Source organism: Inquilinus sp. NPDC058860 (genome assembly GCF_042743185.1).
Classification (GTDB): Bacteria; Pseudomonadota; Alphaproteobacteria; order DSM-16000; family Inquilinaceae; genus Inquilinus.
Map to the genome: position 1 here is coordinate 1 of NZ_JBHYMS010000071.1, position 18,790 is coordinate 18,790.

The 18,790-nt window shown below is 70.5% G+C and carries 20 protein-coding genes; 11 read left to right on the forward strand and 9 right to left on the reverse strand.

Annotated features, from left to right (window positions below; translation table 11 throughout):
- Positions 1-158: 158 nt before the first annotated feature.
- The 8 genes from ACFW16_RS31720 to pcaD all read right to left on the reverse strand — a co-directional run bounded on the left by ACFW16_RS31720 (position 159) and on the right by pcaD (position 6,877).
- On the reverse strand, positions 159-1,499 hold the full coding sequence (locus ACFW16_RS31720) for a 3-carboxy-cis,cis-muconate cycloisomerase (protein WP_380312878.1): 1,341 nt from the start codon (positions 1,497-1,499) through the stop codon (positions 159-161).
- Positions 1,500-1,579: 80 nt separating this feature from the next.
- A complete protein-coding gene (gene pcaF, locus ACFW16_RS31725; RefSeq protein ID WP_380312880.1) occupies positions 1,580-2,785 on the reverse strand; it encodes a 3-oxoadipyl-CoA thiolase in 1,206 nt (401 codons plus the stop codon).
- Positions 2,782-3,558: a CoA-transferase subunit beta gene (locus ACFW16_RS31730; RefSeq protein ID WP_380312883.1), complete on the reverse strand. Its 777-nt coding sequence runs from the start codon at positions 3,556-3,558 to the stop codon at positions 2,782-2,784. The genes pcaF and ACFW16_RS31730 overlap by 4 nt, the downstream gene beginning before the upstream one ends.
- Positions 3,559-3,560: 2 nt before the next feature.
- A complete protein-coding gene (locus tag ACFW16_RS31735) occupies positions 3,561-4,418 on the reverse strand; it encodes a CoA transferase subunit A (protein ID WP_380312885.1) in 858 nt (285 codons plus the stop codon).
- 8 nt (positions 4,419-4,426) lie between these two features.
- Entirely contained in the window at positions 4,427-5,002 is a 576-nt protein-coding gene (gene pcaG, locus ACFW16_RS31740; protein WP_380312888.1) for a protocatechuate 3,4-dioxygenase subunit alpha, read from the reverse strand.
- 3 nt (positions 5,003-5,005) lie between these two features.
- Positions 5,006-5,698 carry a protocatechuate 3,4-dioxygenase subunit beta gene (gene pcaH / locus ACFW16_RS31745; RefSeq protein WP_380312890.1) on the reverse strand — a complete coding sequence of 231 codons (693 nt, stop codon included), beginning with the start codon at positions 5,696-5,698 and terminating at the stop codon, positions 5,006-5,008.
- On the reverse strand, positions 5,695-6,093 hold the full coding sequence (pcaC, locus tag ACFW16_RS31750; protein ID WP_380312892.1) for a 4-carboxymuconolactone decarboxylase: 399 nt from the start codon (positions 6,091-6,093) through the stop codon (positions 5,695-5,697). The genes pcaH and pcaC overlap by 4 nt, the downstream gene beginning before the upstream one ends.
- Positions 6,086-6,877 (reverse strand): 3-oxoadipate enol-lactonase, encoded by a 792-nt coding sequence (gene pcaD / locus ACFW16_RS31755; protein WP_380312895.1) that lies wholly within the window; start codon positions 6,875-6,877, stop codon positions 6,086-6,088. Before pcaD ends, pcaC begins: the two co-directional genes overlap by 8 nt.
- A gap of 114 nt (positions 6,878-6,991) precedes the next feature.
- Here pcaD and pcaQ point away from each other — a divergent pair, with 114 nt between their 5' ends.
- From pcaQ to ACFW16_RS31800, 9 genes are all read left to right on the forward strand, one after another.
- Entirely contained in the window at positions 6,992-7,936 is a 945-nt protein-coding gene (pcaQ, locus tag ACFW16_RS31760; protein ID WP_380312897.1) for a pca operon transcription factor PcaQ, read from the forward strand.
- A 122-nt stretch (positions 7,937-8,058) separates the two neighbouring features.
- Positions 8,059-9,459: a selenium-binding protein SBP56-related protein gene (locus ACFW16_RS31765; protein WP_380312899.1), complete on the forward strand. Its 1,401-nt coding sequence runs from the start codon at positions 8,059-8,061 to the stop codon at positions 9,457-9,459.
- A gap of 3 nt (positions 9,460-9,462) precedes the next feature.
- On the forward strand, positions 9,463-10,116 hold the full coding sequence (locus ACFW16_RS31770; RefSeq protein WP_380312901.1) for a hypothetical protein: 654 nt from the start codon (positions 9,463-9,465) through the stop codon (positions 10,114-10,116).
- Between the two features lie 204 nt (positions 10,117-10,320).
- A complete protein-coding gene (locus ACFW16_RS31775; RefSeq protein ID WP_380312903.1) occupies positions 10,321-11,589 on the forward strand; it encodes a multidrug effflux MFS transporter in 1,269 nt (422 codons plus the stop codon).
- 16 nt (positions 11,590-11,605) lie between these two features.
- On the forward strand, positions 11,606-12,280 hold the full coding sequence (locus tag ACFW16_RS31780; RefSeq protein WP_380312905.1) for an HAD family hydrolase: 675 nt from the start codon (positions 11,606-11,608) through the stop codon (positions 12,278-12,280).
- Positions 12,281-12,496: 216 nt separating this feature from the next.
- Positions 12,497-13,405 (forward strand): metal ABC transporter substrate-binding protein, encoded by a 909-nt coding sequence (locus tag ACFW16_RS31785; protein ID WP_380312907.1) that lies wholly within the window; start codon positions 12,497-12,499, stop codon positions 13,403-13,405.
- A complete protein-coding gene (locus ACFW16_RS31790; protein WP_380312909.1) occupies positions 13,392-14,186 on the forward strand; it encodes a metal ABC transporter ATP-binding protein in 795 nt (264 codons plus the stop codon). Before ACFW16_RS31785 ends, ACFW16_RS31790 begins: the two co-directional genes overlap by 14 nt.
- A complete protein-coding gene (locus tag ACFW16_RS31795) occupies positions 14,183-15,043 on the forward strand; it encodes a metal ABC transporter permease (protein ID WP_380312912.1) in 861 nt (286 codons plus the stop codon). The genes ACFW16_RS31790 and ACFW16_RS31795 overlap by 4 nt, the downstream gene beginning before the upstream one ends.
- A complete protein-coding gene (locus tag ACFW16_RS31800) occupies positions 15,040-15,897 on the forward strand; it encodes a metal ABC transporter permease (RefSeq protein ID WP_380312914.1) in 858 nt (285 codons plus the stop codon). The genes ACFW16_RS31795 and ACFW16_RS31800 overlap by 4 nt, the downstream gene beginning before the upstream one ends.
- Positions 15,898-15,905: 8 nt before the next feature.
- Here ACFW16_RS31800 and ACFW16_RS31805 read toward each other — a convergent pair whose 3' ends face one another.
- On the reverse strand, positions 15,906-16,793 hold the full coding sequence (locus ACFW16_RS31805; protein ID WP_380312916.1) for a DMT family transporter: 888 nt from the start codon (positions 16,791-16,793) through the stop codon (positions 15,906-15,908).
- Between the two features lie 196 nt (positions 16,794-16,989).
- Here ACFW16_RS31805 and ACFW16_RS31810 point away from each other — a divergent pair, with 196 nt between their 5' ends.
- A complete protein-coding gene (locus ACFW16_RS31810) occupies positions 16,990-17,640 on the forward strand; it encodes a lysozyme inhibitor LprI family protein (RefSeq protein WP_380312918.1) in 651 nt (216 codons plus the stop codon).
- A 129-nt stretch (positions 17,641-17,769) separates the two neighbouring features.
- Positions 17,770-18,717: an AEC family transporter gene (locus tag ACFW16_RS31815; protein ID WP_380312920.1), complete on the forward strand. Its 948-nt coding sequence runs from the start codon at positions 17,770-17,772 to the stop codon at positions 18,715-18,717.
- The last annotated feature ends 73 nt before the right edge of the window (positions 18,718-18,790 follow it).

The window sequence follows — 18,790 nt, forward strand, 5'->3', positions numbered from 1 at the left end:
GGAGATCATCGCCGACCGGCGCGCTGCCGGCCTCGCTCCGCCCAAGCCCGGATCCTCGCAGTAGACCACACTGCGGTCCTCACCGGATGCTGACCAAGCGAACCCAACACGGGCACGGCGGCGGGATGTTGGGTTCGCAGTCGCGAACCCAACCTACCTCAGGTCTTTCTTGCCTCGGCCAGCACGCGGTCGATGAAGGCGTCGGCGGCGCCGAGGTGGCGGGCGGGGTCGCGCAAGGCGGGCCAGTCGATCGGGGCGTTGGACGTTTCCGACAGCAGGTCGAACAGGTGGCGGCCGGTGGCGGTGGCTTTCGTCGCCGCCTCCTTGACCAGGCGCTGGGCCTCCGGGCGCGGCATGTGGGCGGCCAGGGCGAAGCTCGCCGCCTCGGCCAGCAAGAGGCCGTGCGAGGCCTCGAACTGCCCCGCCATCCGGGCCTTGTCGACCGTCAGGCTGCCGACGACGGCCAAAGCGTGGTTCAGCGCCGCGCCGGATGCCGTCGCCATCTGCGGCAGGGCCAGCCATTCGACCGGCCAGGCAGCGCCGTCGCGCTCATGCTCGTGCAGCATCGCCTGGTGCAACTGGCCGACGAGGCCGGCGTTGTAGCGGGCGAGGGCGACCAGCGTCTCCGGCCCGACCGGGTTCGATTTCTGCGGCATGGTCGAGGAGCCGCCGCCGGCGCCCGGCCGCACCTCCGCCACCTCGGTCTGGGCCAGGAGGATCAGGTCGCGGCCCATCTTGCCCAGCGTGCCGGTGACCAGCGCCAGCCAGCCGGCGAACTCAGCGATGCCGTCGCGCTGGCTGTGCCATGGCATCGGCGGCACGGCGAGGTCGAGGATCCCGGCCAGCGCCGCCTCGACCTTGGTGCCGTCTTCGCCGAGCGCGCCGAGCGTGCCGCTGGCGCCGCCGAAGGACAGCAGCAGCAGGCGGGGCTTCAGCTCGGCGAGACGGTCGCGGTCGCGCAGCAGCGGCGCCAGCCAGCCGGCCGCCTTCAGACCGAAGGAGACCGGCGTCGCCTGCTGCGACCGGGTGCGGCCCGGCATCACCGTGGCGCGGTGGGCATCGGCGAGGCTTGCCAGGGCCTGGATCAGGGCGGTCAGCCGGCCCTCCAGGATCGCGATCACCCGGCGCAGCCGCAGCACCAGCCCGGTGTCGAGGATGTCCTGGCTGGTGGCGCCCCAATGCACCGCCTGGGCCGCCTCCTCGCCCGCGGAGGCCGCTACCGCCTGGCGCAGCGCCGCCACGAGGGCGGGCACCGGCACGCCGTCCTCGGCCGTCTTGGCGGCCAGCGCCGCCGGGTCGGGCACCAGCGCGCCGGCGGTCGCGGCGATGGCGCTGGCGGCCGCGGCGGGGATCACGCCGCAGCGCGCCTCGGCCTCGGCCAGTGCCGCCTCGACCCGCAGCATCGCCCGCAACGCCGCCGTGTCGGAGAACAGGGCGGCGGTCTCGGCATCGGAGAGGAGCGGGCCGAAGAGGGCGGAGTCGAAGGGCGAGACGGTCATGGTTTACAGCATGATCGGGATCGAGGTTCGCGTTACCTCTCCCGCTTGGCGGGAGAGGCAAAAATGAACTGTGCCGTTTCTTACACCGCTTCCAGGGCGAGGGCGATGCCCTGGCCGACGCCGATGCACATGGTGGCGAGCGCCCGGCGGCCAGCCCCGAGGCTGAGCTGCAGCGCGGCGGTGCCGGCGAGGCGGGCGCCGGACATGCCGAGGGGGTGGCCCAGCGCGATGGCGCCGCCGTTCGGGTTCACCTGCGGCGCGTCGTCCGGCAGGCCGAGGTCGCGGGTCACCGCCAGGGCCTGGGAGGCGAAGGCCTCGTTCAGCTCGATCACGTCGAAATCGCCGATCGAGAGGCCGAGGCGCGCCATCAGCCTGCGGCTGGCGGGGGAGGGGCCGAAGCCCATGATCCGCGGCGGCACCCCGGCCACGGCGCCGCCGAGGATGCGGGCGATCGGGGTCAGGCCGTGGCGCGCCGCCGCTTCCTCCGACGCCACGATCAGCGCCGCGGCGCCGTCATTGACGCCCGACGCGTTGCCGGCGGTGACGGTGCCGCCCTTGCGGAACGGCGTCGGCAGCGCCGCCAGCTTGTCCAGCGAGGTCTGGCGCGGATGCTCGTCGCGGTCGACCACCACCGGCTCGGCCTTCTTCTGCGGGATGGTGACCGGGACGATCTCGCGCGCCAGCCGGCCATTGGCCTGGGCCGCCAGCGCCTTCTGCTGGCTGCGCAGGGCGAAGGCATCCTGGTCGGCGCGGGTGACGCGGAACTGCTCGGCCACGGTCTCGCCGGTCTCCGGCATGGAATCGGTGCCGTACATCTCCTCCATCCGCGGGTTGACGAAGCGCCAGCCGATGGTGGTGTCGTAGACCGCATTGGACCGGGAGAAGGCGGTGTCGGCCTTCGGCATGACGAAGGGCGCGCGTGACATGCTCTCGGCGCCGCCGGCCAGCATCAGCTCGGCCTCGCCGGCCTTGATCGCGCGGGCGGCGATGGTGACGGCGTCGAGACCGGAGCCGCAGAGGCGGTTGATGGTCGAGCCGGTGATCCCGGCCGGCAGCCCGGCCAGCAGCAGGGCCATGCGGGCGAGGTTGCGGTTGTCCTCGCCGGCCTGGTTGGCGCAGCCCAGGACGACGTCGTCGACCGCCTCCCAGTCCACCTTGGCATGGCGCTCGACCAGCGCCTTGAGCGGGATGGCGGCGAGGTCGTCGGCGCGCACCGCGGACAGGGCGCCGGCATAGCGGCCGATCGGGGTGCGCAGATAGGCGCAGATATAGGCGTCGCGGCTCATGCGGCCTCTCCATGGGCGATGCGGGTGCGCTCCTTCAGGTCGCGCAGCGTCTTCAGCTCGAGGGCCGAGGGCGGCGGCGTCTCTTCGAGATTGTCGGCGAAGCGGACGGTCCAGCCGCAGCTGTCCTGCACCTGGCTGCGGGTCAAGCCCGGATGCAGCGACACGACGGTGAATTCCTTCGTCGCCGGGTCGGGGCGCCAGACGGCGAGGTCGGTGACCAGCAGGGTCGGGCCCTTGGTGGTGACGCCGTGGCGGGCGCGGTCGTCGCCGCCGGTGCCGTGGCCGAGCGAGGTGAAGAAGTCGATCTTTTCCACCATGCCGCGCTTGTTCTGCTTCATGGTGATGAAGATCTCGCCGCAGGAGGTCGCGATCTCCGGTGCGCCGCCGCCGCCCGGCAGGCGGACCGTGGGCTTGTGGTAGTCGCCGATCACCGTGGTGTTGATGTTGCCGAAGCGGTCGAGCTGGGCGGCGCCGAGGAAGCCGACCGTGACCCGGCCGCCCTGCAGCCAGTAGCGGAACATCTCCGGCACCGAGACGGTGGTGACGGCGGTGTCGCACAGCTCGCCGTCGCCGATCGACAGGGGCAGCACCTCGGGCGCAGTGCCGATGGTGCCGCTTTCATAGATCAGGGTGATGTCCGGGGCGTGGGTCAGCCGCGCCACGTTGCAGGCGGCGGACGGCGCGCCGATGCCGACGAAGCAGACATCCTCGTTCCGCAGCGCCCGGGCCGCCGCGATGGTCATCATCTCGTCGGGGGTAAAGGCGTCGGCCATGCTCAGGCCCTCCCGCTCAGCGGCGTGACCCGGCCGGCGAAGGCGTCGGGGCCGCTCTCGATCACGTTGGTCTTCATCCAGGCGAGGAAAGCCTCGCGGTCGGCGGCGATCTTGTCCCAGGCCAGGTAGAAGGCGTTGTCGCGCGGGTAGTAGCCATGGGCGTAGGAGGGATGGGCGCCGCCCGGCACATGGACGATCGAGGTCACGGTCCAGCGCGGCAGCACGCAGGCATTGGGATGGACGCCGTCGAAATCCTCGACGATCTCCTCCACCGTCACCACCGACCGCTTTGCCGCCAGCACCGCCTCCTTCTGCACCCCGACGATGCCTTCGATCAGCACGTCGCCGCGGCGGTTGGCCTTCTGGGCGTGGATGAAAGACACGTCCGGGCGGATCGCCGGCACGGCGGCCAGGGTCTCGCCGGTGAAGGGGCAGGCGACCGACCGGATGTTCGGGTTCACTTCGGCCAGGCCGGCGCCGCGATAGCCGCGGAACACGGCGCAGGGCAGGCCGGCCGCCCCGGCCTCGTAGGCATTGGCCATGGCGGCGTGGGAATGCTCCTCGATCTCGACCGGGTTCGGCCAGCCCTTCTCGACCGCGTCGCGCAGCCGGCGCAGCAGGCCGACGCCGGGGTTGCCGGCATAGGAGAAGACCAGCCTGGCCGCGCAGCCCATGCCGATCATCTGGTCGTAGACCAGGTCCGGCGTCATCCGGACCAGGGTCAGGCCGCGCCTTCCCTGTCGGATCGCCTCATGCGCGGCGGCGTGCGGGATCAGATGGGTGAAGCCCTCGAAGGCCGCGGTGTCGCCGTCATGGAGGTTCTCCGCGACGGCCTCGGCCAGGGTCTGGAATTTGGCCATGAACTCTCTCAGATCTCGAAGAAGACGGTCTCGCCGTCGCCCTGCATGCGGATGTCGAAGCGGTAGCGGCTCGGCCCGTCGGCCCCCGCGATCAGCGTGCCGCGGCGCGCCTCGGGCACCGCCAGCAGCACCGGGTCGCCGGCATTGGCCGGCTCGTCCGGGAAGTAGATGCGGGTGCAGCAATGCACCAGCATGCCGCGCATGAAGACGATGACGCTGAGATGCGGCGCCTGGCCCTGGCCCGGGGCGCCGGGCTTGATCGTGTCGAAGACGAAGCGCCGTTCCGGATCCGTGCCGGTGCCGCAGCGGCCGAAGCCGGTGAAGCCGTCATTGGCGGTGCGCTGCGGCCCCGGGAACACGCCCTTCGAATCCGCCTGCCAGATCTCGACCAGCGCGTCCTCGATCGGCTGGCCGGCGCCGTCCAGCACCCGGCCGGCGACGCGGATGCGCTCGCCCGGCACGGCATCGCCGGCGATGATGCCGTCGGCGATCTGCGGGAAATCGTAGCCGTATTGCCGCGGCGTCAGGCCGTAGGCGAAGAAGGGGCCGACCGTCTGCGACCCGGTCTGGAGGAGCTTCGGCATGCCTCAACCCTCCATCGGCGTCGCCAGGCGCCCGCGCAGCACGATGTCGAATTCGTAGCCGAGGGCGTATTCCGGCTCGGTCAGGTCGAGGTTGAAGGCCGCAATCAGGCGCTCGCGCCCGGCCGGATCGGGGATGCTGTTGAACATCGGGTCCAGCGTGTGCAGCGGGTCGCCGGGGAAGTACATCTGGGTCACCAGCCGGGTGGCGAAGGCCGGGCCGAACAGCGAGAAATGGATGTGCTGCGGCCGCCAGGCGTTCGGATGGTTGCGCCAGGGATAGGCGCCCGGCTTGATCGTGAGGAAGCGGTACCGGCCCTCGGCGTCGGTGACGCAGCGGCCGGCGCCCAGGAAGTTGGGGTCAAGCGGCGCGTCGTGCTGGTCGGCCTTGTGGATGTAGCGGCCGGCGGCGTTGGCCTGCCACAGCTCGACCAGCGTGTTCGCCACCGGCCGGGCGTCCTCGTCCAGCACCCTTCCGGTGACGATGATGCGCTCGCCCAGCGGCTCGCCATTGACCCGGCCGTTGCGGGTCAGGTCGGCCTCGCCCTCGGGCGCCGCGGGGAAGGACGGCCCTTGATGCTCCGACAGCGCGCCGGAAAGAGGGATCAGTTTCTGCGACGGCGCGCGCAGCACGGTCGAGCGATAGCCTTCGTAGAGATGCGGCGGATGGATGCGCCAGTCGCGCGGCTGGAAGCTCATTTCTGTTCCTCCCGGGCAACGCCGTCGCGTTCGGCGAAGACCTGCTTGGCGATGGCGAAGGCGGCGTTCGCGGCCGGCACGCCGGCATAGACCGCGACATGCAGCAACGCCTCGCGGATGTCCTCCGGTGTCGCGCCGGTGTTGGCGGTGGCGCGGATATGCATCGCCAGCTCCTCATGATGGCCCAGCGCGGCCAGGAGGGCGATGGTCAGCATCGACCGCTCGCGATGGGTCAGAAGCGGCCGGCTCCACACCCCGCCCCAGGCACCGCGGGTGATGAACTCCTGGAACGGCGCGTCGAACTCGGTGGTGCGGGACTGGGCACGGTCGACATGGGCGTCGCCCAGCACGGTGCGGCGCACTGCCATGCCCCGGTCGTGCAGCGGGTCAGCCATGGGGCCCCTCATCTCCGATGAAGCCGCGGATCAGCCCGGCCAGCAGTTCCGGCGCCTCGATGCAGGGGATGTGGCCGGTGCCCGGGATGTCCTGGTAGCGCGCGCCGGGGATCAGGGCGGCGAGGGACCGCACCAGCTCCGGCGTCGTCGCGATGTCGGCGGCGCCGCACAGGCACAGGGTCGGCACCGCCACGGCCCGGGCCGCCGCGGTCAGGTCGCCGTCGCGCAGGGCGGCACAGGCGCGGATGTAGCCGTCGGCCGGGGTGCGGCTGAGCATGGCGCGGGCGGCCGCGACCAGGTCCGGCTGCCGGGCGCGGAATCCGGCGGAGAACCAGCGCTCCATCGTCCCCTCGGCGATGCTGGCGACGCCGCCGGCCTCGACCGCCGCGATCCGGGCCTGCCAGGCCTCGGCCGTGCCGATCCTGTGGGCGGTGTCGCAGAGCACCAGCCGCCCGACCAGCTCCGGCCGCAGCCGGGTGAGGCCGAGCGCGATCATGCCGCCGATCGACAGCCCGACCACGGTGGCCTGGCGGATGCCGAGGGCGTCCAGAAGGGCCGCGAGGTCGGCGGCGTGGGTGTCGATGCTGTCGCCGCCCTCGCTGCCGGACAGGCCATGGCCGCGCTTGTCGTAGCGCAGGGTCCGATGGCCGGGGAATTGCGGCACCACCGCATCCCAGATGCGGAAATCGGTGCCGACCGAGTTGATGAAGACCAGGGCGGGCGCGTCGCGCGGGCCCCTGTCCTCGACATGCAGCACGATGCCGTTCGCCTTGACCGCGTCCATCCCTCGTCCCTGGCCCTCGCCCTGGTTCCGCCCGGGTATCGTGCCGCACTGTGCGTCGCCGGCACGGTTATGTAAAATGAGGAATTCACCGCAGAACATAACCTGGAGAGTATGGTGGGCCGTGACAGCGCCGGTGCGATCGAGCGGCGGATCAAGCTGCGCCACCTGCAATGCTTCCTCGAAGCGGTGCGGCTGCGCAGCGTCGTGGCCGCGGCCGATGCGCTGGGGGTCAGCCAGCCGGCGGTGTCGAAGACCCTGCGCGAGCTGGAGGAGGCGCTGGGCGCACCCTTGTTCGACCGCAGCCGCAAGGGCGTGGTGCTGACCCCCTTCGGCCGCACCTTCCTGCACCATGCCGGCACCAGCGTCACCGCGCTGCGCCAGGGCATCGAGAGCGTGGTGCGCGCCCGGGCGGCAGGGGAGGAGCTGCTGCGCGTCGGCGTGCTGCCGACGGTGGCGGCGCAGATGATGCCGGAAGCGCTGCAGCGATTCCGGCGGGCCTGCCCCGGCGTGGTGGTGCGGGTGGTCGACGGGCCGAACCAGATGCTGCTGGGGCAGTTGCGGGTCGGCGGGCTCGACCTCGTGCTCGGCCGGCTGGCGGAGCCGGAGCAGATGACCGGCCTCAGCTTCGAGCATCTCTATTCCGAGCGCATCGCCTTCGCCGTGCGGCCAGGCCATCCGCTCTTGTCCCGCCCGGCGGTGGCGGTGCGCGACATCAAGGCCTATCCGGTGATCGCGCCGCCGCCGGGATCGGTGATCCAGCCGACCGTCGACCGCCTGCTGATCGCGGCGGGAGTGGAGGCGCTGCCCGACCGGATCGAGAGCGTCTCGGCCACCTTCGGCCGCTCCTATGTCCGCCGCACCGATGCGGTCTGGATCATCTCGCGCGGCGCCGTGGCCCTGGACCTGGAGGAGGGGGTGCTGGCCGAGCTGCCGATCGACGACAGCGATTCCACCGGCCCGGTCGGCCTGACCATGCGGGCCGAGGTGCCGCCGACCGATGCCGGCCGGATCTTCATGGCCATGGTGCGCGACGCGGCGCGCGAGGTGCGCGGCGCCTGAAGAGGATAATGATCCGGCCCGGCTTCGGACGCACCCTGTGCTAGGCTCGTCTCGTTCGGAAGGGTGCCGAACCCGTGTGACGACAGGACGCCGCGCCTCGACCTCAGACAGGGAGACCGCCCATGGCCATGAGGCCCGACCCGACCTTCCACGCCTCGCCGAAGCTGGCGATGGAAGCCCCGCCCGAAGACTTCGCCTATACGCTGCTGCTCAGCCCGGACTTCTCGCAGCCCGACGCGCTGGCGGTGATCGACGTCAAGCCCGGCTCGCCCAACTACAGCCGGGTCGTCCACACCGTGGCGATGCCGCACAAGGGCGACGAGTTCCATCATTTCGGCTGGAACGCCTGCTCCTCTTCCCTGTCGCCGCTGGCCGGCCACGCCTTCCTGGAGCGGCGCTATCTGATCATCCCCGGCATCCGCTCGTCGCGGATCTATGTCGTAGACACCAGGCCGGACCCGACCCAGGCGAAGATCCACAAGGTCATCGAGCCGGAGGAGGTGTTCCGCAAGACCGGCTATTCCCGGCCGCACACCGTGCATTGCGGCCCGGACGGCATCTATGTCTCGACCCTCGGCGGCGGCGGGAAGGACGGCACCGACGGCCCGCCCGGCATCTTCACCATGGATTGCGAGAGCTTCGAGGTGCTGGGCCGCTGGGAGATCGACCGCGGGCCGCAGGAGCTGCATTACGACTTCTGGTGGAACCTGCCGCGCGACTATATGGTCTCCAGCGAATGGGGGCTGCCGCCGCAATTCGAGAACGGCATCGTGCCGGAGGACCTGCTGGCCAACAGATACGGCCACCGGGTGCATTTCTGGGACCTGCGGGCCCGGCGCAACGTCCAGACCATCGATCTCGGCGCCAACCACCAGATGGCGCTGGAGGTGCGGCCGGCGCATGACCCGGCGAAGGAGTATGGCTTCCTCGGCGTCGTGGTCGACACCACCAACCTGGAGGGGTCGATCTGGACCTGGTGGCGCGAGGACGGCCGGTTCCACATCGAGAAGACGGCGACGATCCCGCCCGAGCCGGCGGAGGCCGACCGGCTGCCGCCGCTGCTGAAAGGCTTCGGCGCGGTGCCGCCGCTGGTGTCCGACATCGACCTGTCGCTCGACGACCGCTTCCTCTACGTCTCCTGCTGGGGCACCGGCGAGATGCGGCAATACGATGTCGGCGACCCGCGCCAGCCGAGGCTGTCCGGCTCGGTCAGCATCGGCGGCATCGATCGCCGCGCGCCCCATCCGAACGGCAAGGCCTATGCCGGCGGGCCGCAGATGGTCGAGATCAGCCGCGACGGCAAGCGGGTGTACTGGACCAACTCGCTGTACTCGACCTGGGACGACCAGTTCTACCCGGACGGCGTGCCGGGGGCGCAGGTGATGGCGCAGGCAGGGCCCGATGGCGGGCTGGAGCTGGCCAGGGACTACTGGGTCGAGTTCCCGGACGGCTACCGGGCGCACCAGGTCCGGCTGCAGGGCGGCGACTGCTCGACCGACAGCTTCTGCTACCCCTCGGCCTGACCGATGCCGGAGGCGGCCGGCCTGTGGCTGGCGGTGGTGGCGAGCGGCCTCTATCACGGGATCAACCCGGGGATGGGCTGGCCGCTCGCCGTTTCCGCCGGGCTGATGGAGCGCAGCCCGCGCGCCCTGGTGGCGGCGCTGGGACCGCTGACTCTCGGCCATCTGCTGGCGATGGCGGTGGTGATCCTGCCCTTCGCCCTGCTGGTGACGCTGGTGGCCTGGCAGCAGCCGATCCGGATCGGCGCCAGCCTGCTGGTGATCGGCTTCGGCGTGTTCCGCCTGGTCAATCGGCGCCATCCGCGGGCGCTGGCCCGGATCCGGCCGACGCAGCTGGGACTGTGGTCCTTCGCCGTGGCGATGGCGCATGGCGCCGGGCTGATGCTGGTGCCGATCTATCTCGGCCTGTGCCGCGCCGCCGGGAGCGACCAGGCGGCGGGGACGCTGGCCGGCGGCGATCTCGGCATGGGCGTGCTGGTCTCCGCCGTCCATTCCCTCGCCATGGTCGCGGCCGGCGGCGCCTTCGCCTGGCTGGTCTATCGGACCCTGGGTTTGAAGGCGGTGGCGCGCAGCTGGTTCAACCTCGACGTGGTCTGGGCCGTCAGCCTGATCCTGGTCGGCGGCCTGTCGCTGGCGTTCGCCCTTCATGGCGGGATGTGACGGGCGCTCAGACCAGATGTGAAGACCCGCCCTGCGGGCGCGCAGCAGCCCTGCACGACAAGCCCTTGCCCGGATTGCGGTCCTGGCCGAAGCTCAACCTGTTTCTCATCATCCCCGCGGGGGCGGGCAGCGCTCGACCGGCACCACCGCCCAGGCGGCATGGCGCGGGCCGGGCCGTGCCGCGTTTAGGCGAGACCGATCGCGATGTCGTTCGTCAGCAGGATCACCGGCACCGCGTCCGGCCGCGCCATGCCGGCGCCGGGCTTCGTCGAGTTCGTCGGCCTGATCGCCTTCATGATGGCGCTGATCTCGCTGTCGATCGACAACCTGCTGCCGGCCTTCGGCGCCATCCAGGCCGATCTCGGCATCGCCGACGCCAATGCGCTGCAATACGTCCTGACCGCCTACATGGCCGGCTTCGGCGTGATGCAGCTGGTCTACGGCCCGGTGTCGGACGTGATCGGGCGGCGGCCGACCCTGATGATCGGGCTGAGCATCTATACCCTGGGCAGCATCCTCGCGATCGTCGCCCACGGCTTCGAATGGCTGCTGGTCGCGCGGGTGGTGCAGGGCATGGGCGCCGCGGCGGCGCGCGTGCTGACAGTGACCATCGTGCGCGACCGCTATTCCGGCCGCGAGATGGCGCGGGTGATGTCGCTGACCATGATGGTGTTCATCATCGTGCCGATCCTCGCCCCGGCGATCGGCCAGGGCTTCCTGTTCCTCGGCGGCTGGCACGCCATCTTCGTCAGCATGCTGGCGCTGGCGCTGGTGCAGATCGTCTGGTTCAACCTGCGCATGCCCGAGACGCTGCATCCGGAATACCGCAAGCGGTTCTCGCCGTCGCAGATCGCCGGCGCTGCGCGGCGCTGCGTCACCACCCGGGTGTCGATCGGCTACGCCACGGCCATGGGGCTGATGATGGGGGCGCTGATGTCCTATCTCGGCTCGTCCCAGGCGATCTTCGAGACCGATGTCTATGCCCTCGGCACGATGTTCCCGATGGCCTTCGGGCTGATCGCGGCGGTGATGGGCTTCGCCTCCTTCCTCAACTCGCGGCTGGTGCGGCGGCTGGGCATGCGGCGGATGTCGCACACCGGGATCCTGGGCTTCGTCGCCGTCGGCGCGCTGCAGGTGGCGCTGGCCTTCGCCTTCGCCGGCAAGCCGCCGCTGGTCCTGTTCGGCGTGGTGCTGGCCGCCAACATGTTCCTGTTCAGCCTGACCGTGCCGAACTTCAACGCCATGGCGATGGAGCCCCTGGGCGACGTCGCCGGCACCGCCTCCTCGGTGTTCGGCAGCTACACCACGATCGTCAGCGCCGTGCTCGGCGCCTTCGTCGGCCAGGCCTTCGACGGCACGGTGGTGCCGCTGGCCTTCGGCTATTTCGGCCTCGGCCTGCTGGCGCTCTTGATCGTGCTGTGGACCGAGCGCGGCCGGCTGTTCGTGCCGCACCACCCCGACCCCGTCCGCTGAACCAGGAGACCATGAGATGCGCCAGCAGACCTCGTTCCTGTTCGACCTCGACGGCACGCTGGTCGACAGCGTCTATCACCACGTCATGGCCTGGCGCGAGGCGCTGGACGCCGAGGGCATCGAGCTGTCGGTCTGGCGCATCCACCGCAAGATCGGCATGAGCGGCGGGCTGTTCACCAACATGCTGCTGCGCGAGACCGGCCTGGACATCAGCGACGAGCGGGTGGAGCGGCTGCGCCGCCGCCACGCCGAGGCCTACAACCGGAACTCGGAGCAGAGCGTGCCGCTGCCCGGCGCGCGCGAGCTGCTGGCCTGGCTGACCGAGGCCGGCATCCCTTGGGCCATCGCCACCAGCGGGCGGATGGAGACGGCGCGGCCGGTGATCGAGAACCTGGGCGTCGACTTCGCCAAGGTCCCGGTCGTCACCCGCGACCAGGTGAAATACGCCAAGCCCGACCCCGACCTGTTCCTGGCCGCGGCCGAGAAGCTGGGCGTGCCGATCGAGCGCGCCCATGTCGTCGGCGACAGCGTCTGGGACATGCTGGCGGCGCAGCGGGCCCGGGCGCTGGGCATCGGCTTCCTGTCCGGCGGCTACGGCCAGGACGAGCTGGAGCGCGCCGGCGCCTACCGCGTCTTCGAGGATCCGGCCGACATGCTGCTGCATATCGACGAGGTCGGCGGAAGACGCTGACGGCCCGCTGCCGCGCGGCTGACGCGGCAGATCTCTCCCGAAGCTGCTGATCGACTGTCGACCGGGCGGAACGCTTTGTCGCGCTCGCTCGCTGTGCCTTGGCATCAAGACGAAGCCCATGAGCCTCTGTTAAGCTAGCATCTCAAAATTTAGCTTGAGCTACATTTGGGTCGATGCGAGCATTCCCACGCAATGACGATGCGATGGGAGAGGCTCATGGTGAGGATTCGGAGCGCACTGGCGGCGGTGCTGGTGCTGGCGGGCGTGCTGGCGGCCGGGAGCGTCTCGGCGGAAGGGGCGCGGCCGAAGCGGATCGTCACCACCTTCACCATCCTGCAGGACATGGCCCAGCAGGTGGCCGGCGACGCCGCGATCGTCGAGTCAATCACCAAGCCGGGGGCGGAGATCCACGACTACGACCCGACGCCGCTGGACGTGGTCAAGGCGCAGGATGCCGATCTGGTGCTGTGGAACGGTCTCGGCCTCGAGCGCTGGTTCGAGAAGTTCTTCCAGGGCGTCAAGGACGTGCCGAGCGCGGTGGTGACCGACGGCATCCAGCCGGTCTCGATCGTCGAAGGGCCCTACACCGACAAGCCGAACCCGCACAGCTGGATGTCGCCGGCCAATGCGATCGTCTATGTCGAGAACATCAGGAAGGCGCTGGTCGCGATCGACCCCGCCAACGCCGCGACCTACGACCGCAACGCCGCCGCCTACACCGCCGAGCTGAAGGCGCTGGACGCGCCGATCCGCGAGGCGCTGGCGAAGATCCCGGCCGACCAGCGCATGCTGGTCAGCTGCGAGGGCGCCTTCTCCTATCTCGCCCGCGACTACGGGCTGAAGGAGGGCTATCTCTGGGCCGTCAATGCCGACGAGGAGGGCACGCCGCAGCAGATCCGCAAGGTGATCGACACGGTGCGGCGCGACCATGTGCCGGTGGTGTTCTGCGAGAGCACGGTCAACGACAAGGCGATGCGGCAGGTGGCGCAGGAGACCGGCGCCCGCTTCGGCGGCACCCTCTATGTCGACAGCCTGACAACCGAGGACGGGCCGGCGCCGACCTATCTCGCCATGCTGCGCTACAACGCCAGGCTGATCCAGGACGGCTTCAATGTCGGCCAGTGAGGCACCCTCCATCGCCGTATCCGGCATCACGGTCCGCTACCGCGCCGGCAATGTCGCGCTGAGCGACGTGTCGCTGACGCTCGACCGGCCCAGCATCTGCGGCCTGATCGGCATGAACGGCAGCGGCAAGTCGACCCTGTTCAAGGCGATCATGGGTTTCGTCGATCCCGTCGCCGGCTCGGTCTCGATCTGCGGCCGGCCGGTGGCCTGGGCACAGAAGGCCAACATCGTCGCCTATGTGCCGCAGACCGAGGAGGTGGACTGGAGCTTCCCGGTCTCGGTCCGCGACGTGGTGATGATGGGCCGGCAGGGCCGCATGGGCTTCCTGCGCATCCCGTCGGCCGCCGACCGCGCGGCGGTGGCGAAGAGCCTGGAGCGGGTGGGGATGCAGGATTTCGCCGGCCGCCAGATTGGCGAGCTGTCCGGCGGCCAGCGCAAGCGGGTGTTCCTGGCCCGGGCGCTGGCGCAGGAGGCGCGGATCATCCTGCTGGACGAACCCTTCACCGGGGTCGACGTCAAGACCGAACGGGCGATCACCGGCATCCTGACCGGGCTGCGCGAGGCCGGCCACCTGATCCTGGTGTCGACCCACAACCTGGCGAGCGTGCCAGAGTTCTGCGACCAGGCGGCGCTGATCAACCGCAGCCTCGTCGCCTTCGGCCCGGTCGAAGAGGTGTTCACCGCCGACACTCTGGCCCGCACCTTCGGCGGTGCGCTGCACCAGCTGCCGTTCGGGCTGGGCGGGTTGTCGGAGCCGCGGTTGCGGGCGGCGGCGGGATGACCGGGCTGCTCGACCTGCTGGCCGAGCCTTTCGGCTACCAGTTCATGGTCAAGGCCATCCTGGGCGGCGGCGCGGTCGGAGCGGTCTGCGCCGTGCTGTCCTGCTTCGTCACGCTGAAGGGCTGGTCGCTGCTGGGCGACGCGCTGTCCCACGCCGTGGTGCCGGGCGTCGCCATCGCCTATCTGGCCGGCGCGCCCTTCCTGCTCGGAGCCGTGCTGTCCGGCCTGTTCGCGGTGCTGGGCATCGGTGCGATCGAGCGCGCCACCAAGCTGCGCGGCGACGCGGTGATCGGCGTCGTCTTCACCGCCTTCTTCGCGCTCGGCCTGCTGCTGATCTCGCTGTATCCCAGCAACCTGCGGCTGACCACGATCCTGTTCGGCAACCTGCTGGGCATCGCCGATGCCGATCTGTGGCAGCTCTTCGCCGTCGGCGCCGGCTGCCTGCTGGTGGTGGCGGTGAAGTGGAAGGACCTGCTGCTGTACTGCTTCGACGCGCAGCATGCCCGTGCCATCGGCCTGCCGACCGGGCGGCTGCACCTGCTGCTGCTCTGTCTCCTGTCGCTGACTGCGGTGGCGGCGCTGCAGGCGGTCGGGGCCCTCTTGGTCGTCGCCATGCTGATCACGCCCGGCGCCACGGCCCAGCTGCTGACCGACCGCTTCCCGCGCATGCTGGTCCTGGCCGCGGCGATGGGGGCGGTGACGGCGATGGCCGGCGCCTATGCCAGCTATTTCCTGGACGGGTCGACCGGCGGGCTGATCGTGCTGGCCCAGACCGGCCTGTTCCTGCTGGCGCTGGCCCTGGCGCCGAAGCACGGGCTGCTGCGGCGGGCGAAGGCCGTCGAGGAGGCCGTGCCGTGACCGCCCTCCTGTCCCTGCTCGAGGCCGCGGCCGAGCCGCTGCGGCACGGCTTCATGGTCGAGGCGATGCTGATCGCCGCCTTCGTCGGCACGGTCTGCGCCGTGCTGTCCTGCTTCGTCGTGCTGAAGGGCTGGGCGCTGGTCGGCGACGCGGTCTCGCACGCCGTGCTGCCCGGCATCATCCTGGCCTATGTCGCCGGGCTGCCGATGTCGCTCGGCGCCGTCGCCAGCGGCATGGCCTGCGTGCTGTCGGCCGGGGCGATCGAGGCGCGCTGCCGGGTCAAGAGCGACGCCGTGCTCGGTATCGCCTTCACCGGATTCCTGGCGCTGGGCATGGTGCTGCTGGCGGAGACGCCGAGCGACATCCATTTCATGCATGTGCTGTTCGGCAACCTGCTGGGCATCGAGCCGGCGGACAGGATCCAGACCCTGGCGGTCGGCTCGGTCACGCTGTTGGCCGTGCTGCTGCTGCGCAAGGACCTGATCCTGTTCTGCTTCGACCCAGGCCAGGCGCGGGTGATGGGGATCCCGCCGCGGCGGCTGGAGCTGATCCTGCTGCTGCTGGTGGCGGCCACCATCGTCGCGGCCTTGCAGGCGGTCGGCGTGGTGCTGGTGATGGCGATGCTGGTGACGCCGGGCTGCATCGGCCTCCTGCTGGCCGACCGCTTCGGCCGGGTGATGGCGGCGGCGGTCGCCTCCGCCGTGCTGTCGAGCGTGCTCGGCACCCTGCTCAGCTTCTGGCTCGACGGCGCCACCGGCCCGACCATCGTCGTGGTCCAGGCCCTGCTGTTCGTCCTGGCCTTCCTGTTCGCGCCGAAGAAGGGGCTGCTGCGGCGGGTGGCGGTAAGCGCGTAGGTTGCCAGCTAGGAGGGCGCCGCGGGGACGGCGCGCCGGGTCCGGACCGATTTGACCAGGACGTCGCCGGCCACGGCGGCCATGACGATGCCGCCGCCGATCCAGGTCGACAGCGACGGCGCCTCGGCGAAGGCCAGCCAGACCCAGAGCGGCGCCAGAGGGTTCTCCAGGCTGCCGATCAGGGCGGAGCGGGTGGCCGAGATCAGCCGCGTGCCGACGGTCATCAGCAGCAGCCCGAGGCCGAACTGGGCCGTGCCGAACAGGGCGAGCTCGAGCATCTCCGCCGCCGGGACCTTGCCGGGGCTGGCGAGGGGCAGCACCAGGACCGCGCAGAGGAAGGCCGACAGGCAGGCGGCCGGCAGCATCGACACGTCCCGGTGCCGCCGGATGACCACCATCAGCGTGCCGTAGGACAGCACCATCAGGATGGCGAAGCCGTAGCCGGCCATGTGGTCGGCGGAGGCGCGGGGATCGAAGATGATCGCGACCCCGGCCAGCGCGACGCAGCAGGCGGCGAGGGTGGCCCGGTTCTCGCGCTCGCCGGTGACGGCCAGCGCCAGCAGGGCGGCGACGAAGGGCAGCGCCGCATGGACCGTCATCACCTCCGCCACCGGGATCAGGCGCAGCGCGCTGATGTAGCTGATCGAGGCGACGGCCGACAGGATCGTGACCCACAGGCTCGGCCACCCCATCGCGCGGACCATGCCGGCGAGGTCGCGCCGGTGCATCCAGGCGGCGACGGCGCCGATGAAGACGCCGGCGAAGATCCCGCGCCAGAACAGGACGGTCCAGACATCCAGCTCGATCAGCCGGGTGAAGTATCCGGCCAGGCTGTAGGCGACGGCGGACGCCACGATCAGACCCGTGCCCAGCCCCGCGTCCCGATCGTGCTGCATCGCCCGTCCTCCGGCTTCGGCGATGGTGTAGCAGCAGGCTGCTGACAGCGTTCTGTCAGGAATGTTCGGACCGGCCCCGTCATGCCGTCGCCCGATGCCCTTGGTCCGCGGACGGCCCCAAGATGCTATGGTCCCGATTCGAGATGACCTTTGCGCGTTACTTGAGGGGGGAGTAGTTAAAATGCGTTTCTGTCGCATGCTCGGCTATGCCTTCCTGGCCGTATCGGCCGGATCTTCTGTGGCGCAGGCGCAGGAGGATCCGAGCTTCGACTGCTCCAAGGCGCGGACGCATGTGGAGAAGGTGTTGTGCTCCGGCGGCAATTCGGGGATGGGCTGGATCGACCAGACGATGGCCGACCTGTACAAGGCGGTCCACCAGGTGCCGGGCGCGGACCCTGCCGCGCTGCAGGCCAGCCAGCGCGCCTGGCTGGTGCAGCGCAACCACTGCTCCGGCTCGGACGAGAAGGTGTTGAACTGCCTGCTCGACAGCTATCGCGCCCGGTATGTCGAGCTCGCCGCCCCTTACGACCAGCAGCATGTGACGGGCGCGTACTCGAATGGTCGGGTCAACGGGATTCTCGACGGCGTGCTGTTTCCCGACGGCAGCCTGTCGGTCAGCATCGCATCCAGCGGGCCCGCGCCGGCCTATGACCAATGCTCCGTCACGTTCCGGGCGCCGCTGAAGGGCGACACGGTACAGTACGTCGCCCCGCCGGATGTCGACGACCTCGACGACAAATGCGCGATCGAGCTGAAGCTGAACGGCTCCCGGATCCAGGTCATGCCGACGGACTGCCGGGACGACTGCGGCAACGGCGCCTCATTCGACGGTGTCTACAAAAGATGACTGGGCATCGCTGATCCCGGCCTCCCGCAAGACGCGGACGGACTAAGGAAGGGCGAGTCGGAGATAGGGGACACGGCGCGCTATGCTTCGCCGTGCGCAGGCCGCGCCCGGTCGGGGGAGCAAGCCGAGATGGATGTCGCCAGCCTGGTTCTTCCCGTGTTCGCGATCATCGTCACCGGCTGGCTGGCCGGCTGGTCCGGCTACGTCTCGCGGTCGCTGGCCGACGGGCTGGTGCATTTCGCCTACAACGTCGCGATGCCGGCGCTGCTGATCGTCACCATCGCGCAGGAGCCGGCGCGCAACCTCCTGCAAGGACGCTTCCTGCTGGCCTTCGGCGGCGGCTCCGCCCTGTGCTTCGCGCTGGTGTTCCTGGCCGTCCGGGCCGCGTGGGGGCGGGGCCTCGCCAGCAGCACGATCCACGGCATGGCCGCGGCGATGACCAACACCGGCTTCGTGGCGCTGCCGATCCTGCATTCGATCTACGGCCAGCCGGCCGTCCTGCCCGCCGCCATCGCCACCGTGTTCGTGGCGGGGGTCATGTTCCCGGCGGCCGTCATCCTGCTGGAAAGCGACGGCCATGGCGGCCCCGGGCGGGCGGTGCGCCCGGCCGTGCTGGCGCGGCAGATCCTGTTCAACCCGATGGTGCTCTCCACCCTGGTCGGCCTGGCCTGGGCGATCGCGGGCCTGCCGATCCCGGCCCCGGTGGCGGCCTATCTCGACATCTTCGCGGCGGCGCTGACGCCCTGCGCGCTCTTCGCCATCGGGCTCGGCCTGTCGGTCGCGGGGCTGCGCGCGAACCTCCGCGCATCCGTGCTGCTCGCGGTTGTGAAGCTGGTGATCATGCCGCTGATCGTCTACGGCCTGTGCCTGGCGACGGGCCTCGACCCGCTCTACACCATCGCCGCCGTGGTCTGTGCCGCCGTGCCGACGGCGAAGACGGTCTATATCCTGGCCGGCGAGTACAAGGTGGAGGAGCCGTTGGTCGCCGCCACGGTCTCGATCACGACGCTGCTGTCGGTGCCGACGCTGCTGATCTGGCTCACGGCCTTGTCCGGGCCCGTGGCGCGAGCGGGCTGACCGGAGAGGGCAATCGAGTGAAGAGGCTGCACCACGTTGCGCTTGTTATTTTCTGTCATTGCCGGGCTTGACC

Coding starts and splice junctions, on each gene's coding strand:
- ACFW16_RS31805 (WP_380312916.1), bottom strand. CDS start 16,793: ATGCAGCACGATCGGGACGCGGGGCTGGGCACGGGTCTGATCGTGGCG.
- ACFW16_RS31730 (WP_380312883.1), bottom strand. CDS start 3,558: ATGGCCGACGCCTTTACCCCCGACGAGATGATGACCATCGCGGCGGCC.
- ACFW16_RS31765 (WP_380312899.1), top strand. CDS start 8,059: ATGGCCATGAGGCCCGACCCGACCTTCCACGCCTCGCCGAAGCTGGCG.
- pcaD (WP_380312895.1), bottom strand. CDS start 6,877: ATGGACGCGGTCAAGGCGAACGGCATCGTGCTGCATGTCGAGGACAGG.
- ACFW16_RS31815 (WP_380312920.1), top strand. CDS start 17,770: ATGGATGTCGCCAGCCTGGTTCTTCCCGTGTTCGCGATCATCGTCACC.
- ACFW16_RS31720 (WP_380312878.1), bottom strand. CDS start 1,499: ATGACCGTCTCGCCCTTCGACTCCGCCCTCTTCGGCCCGCTCCTCTCC.
- pcaF (WP_380312880.1), bottom strand. CDS start 2,785: ATGAGCCGCGACGCCTATATCTGCGCCTATCTGCGCACCCCGATCGGC.
- pcaG (WP_380312888.1), bottom strand. CDS start 5,002: ATGCCGAAGCTCCTCCAGACCGGGTCGCAGACGGTCGGCCCCTTCTTC.
- pcaH (WP_380312890.1), bottom strand. CDS start 5,698: ATGAGCTTCCAGCCGCGCGACTGGCGCATCCATCCGCCGCATCTCTAC.
- pcaC (WP_380312892.1), bottom strand. CDS start 6,093: ATGGCTGACCCGCTGCACGACCGGGGCATGGCAGTGCGCCGCACCGTG.
- ACFW16_RS31735 (WP_380312885.1), bottom strand. CDS start 4,418: ATGGCCAAATTCCAGACCCTGGCCGAGGCCGTCGCGGAGAACCTCCAT.
- ACFW16_RS31785 (WP_380312907.1), top strand. CDS start 12,497: ATGGTGAGGATTCGGAGCGCACTGGCGGCGGTGCTGGTGCTGGCGGGC.
- ACFW16_RS31810 (WP_380312918.1), top strand. CDS start 16,990: ATGCTCGGCTATGCCTTCCTGGCCGTATCGGCCGGATCTTCTGTGGCG.
- ACFW16_RS31790 (WP_380312909.1), top strand. CDS start 13,392: ATGTCGGCCAGTGAGGCACCCTCCATCGCCGTATCCGGCATCACGGTC.
- ACFW16_RS31775 (WP_380312903.1), top strand. CDS start 10,321: ATGTCGTTCGTCAGCAGGATCACCGGCACCGCGTCCGGCCGCGCCATG.
- ACFW16_RS31795 (WP_380312912.1), top strand. CDS start 14,183: ATGACCGGGCTGCTCGACCTGCTGGCCGAGCCTTTCGGCTACCAGTTC.
- ACFW16_RS31780 (WP_380312905.1), top strand. CDS start 11,606: ATGCGCCAGCAGACCTCGTTCCTGTTCGACCTCGACGGCACGCTGGTC.
- ACFW16_RS31770 (WP_380312901.1), top strand. CDS start 9,463: ATGCCGGAGGCGGCCGGCCTGTGGCTGGCGGTGGTGGCGAGCGGCCTC.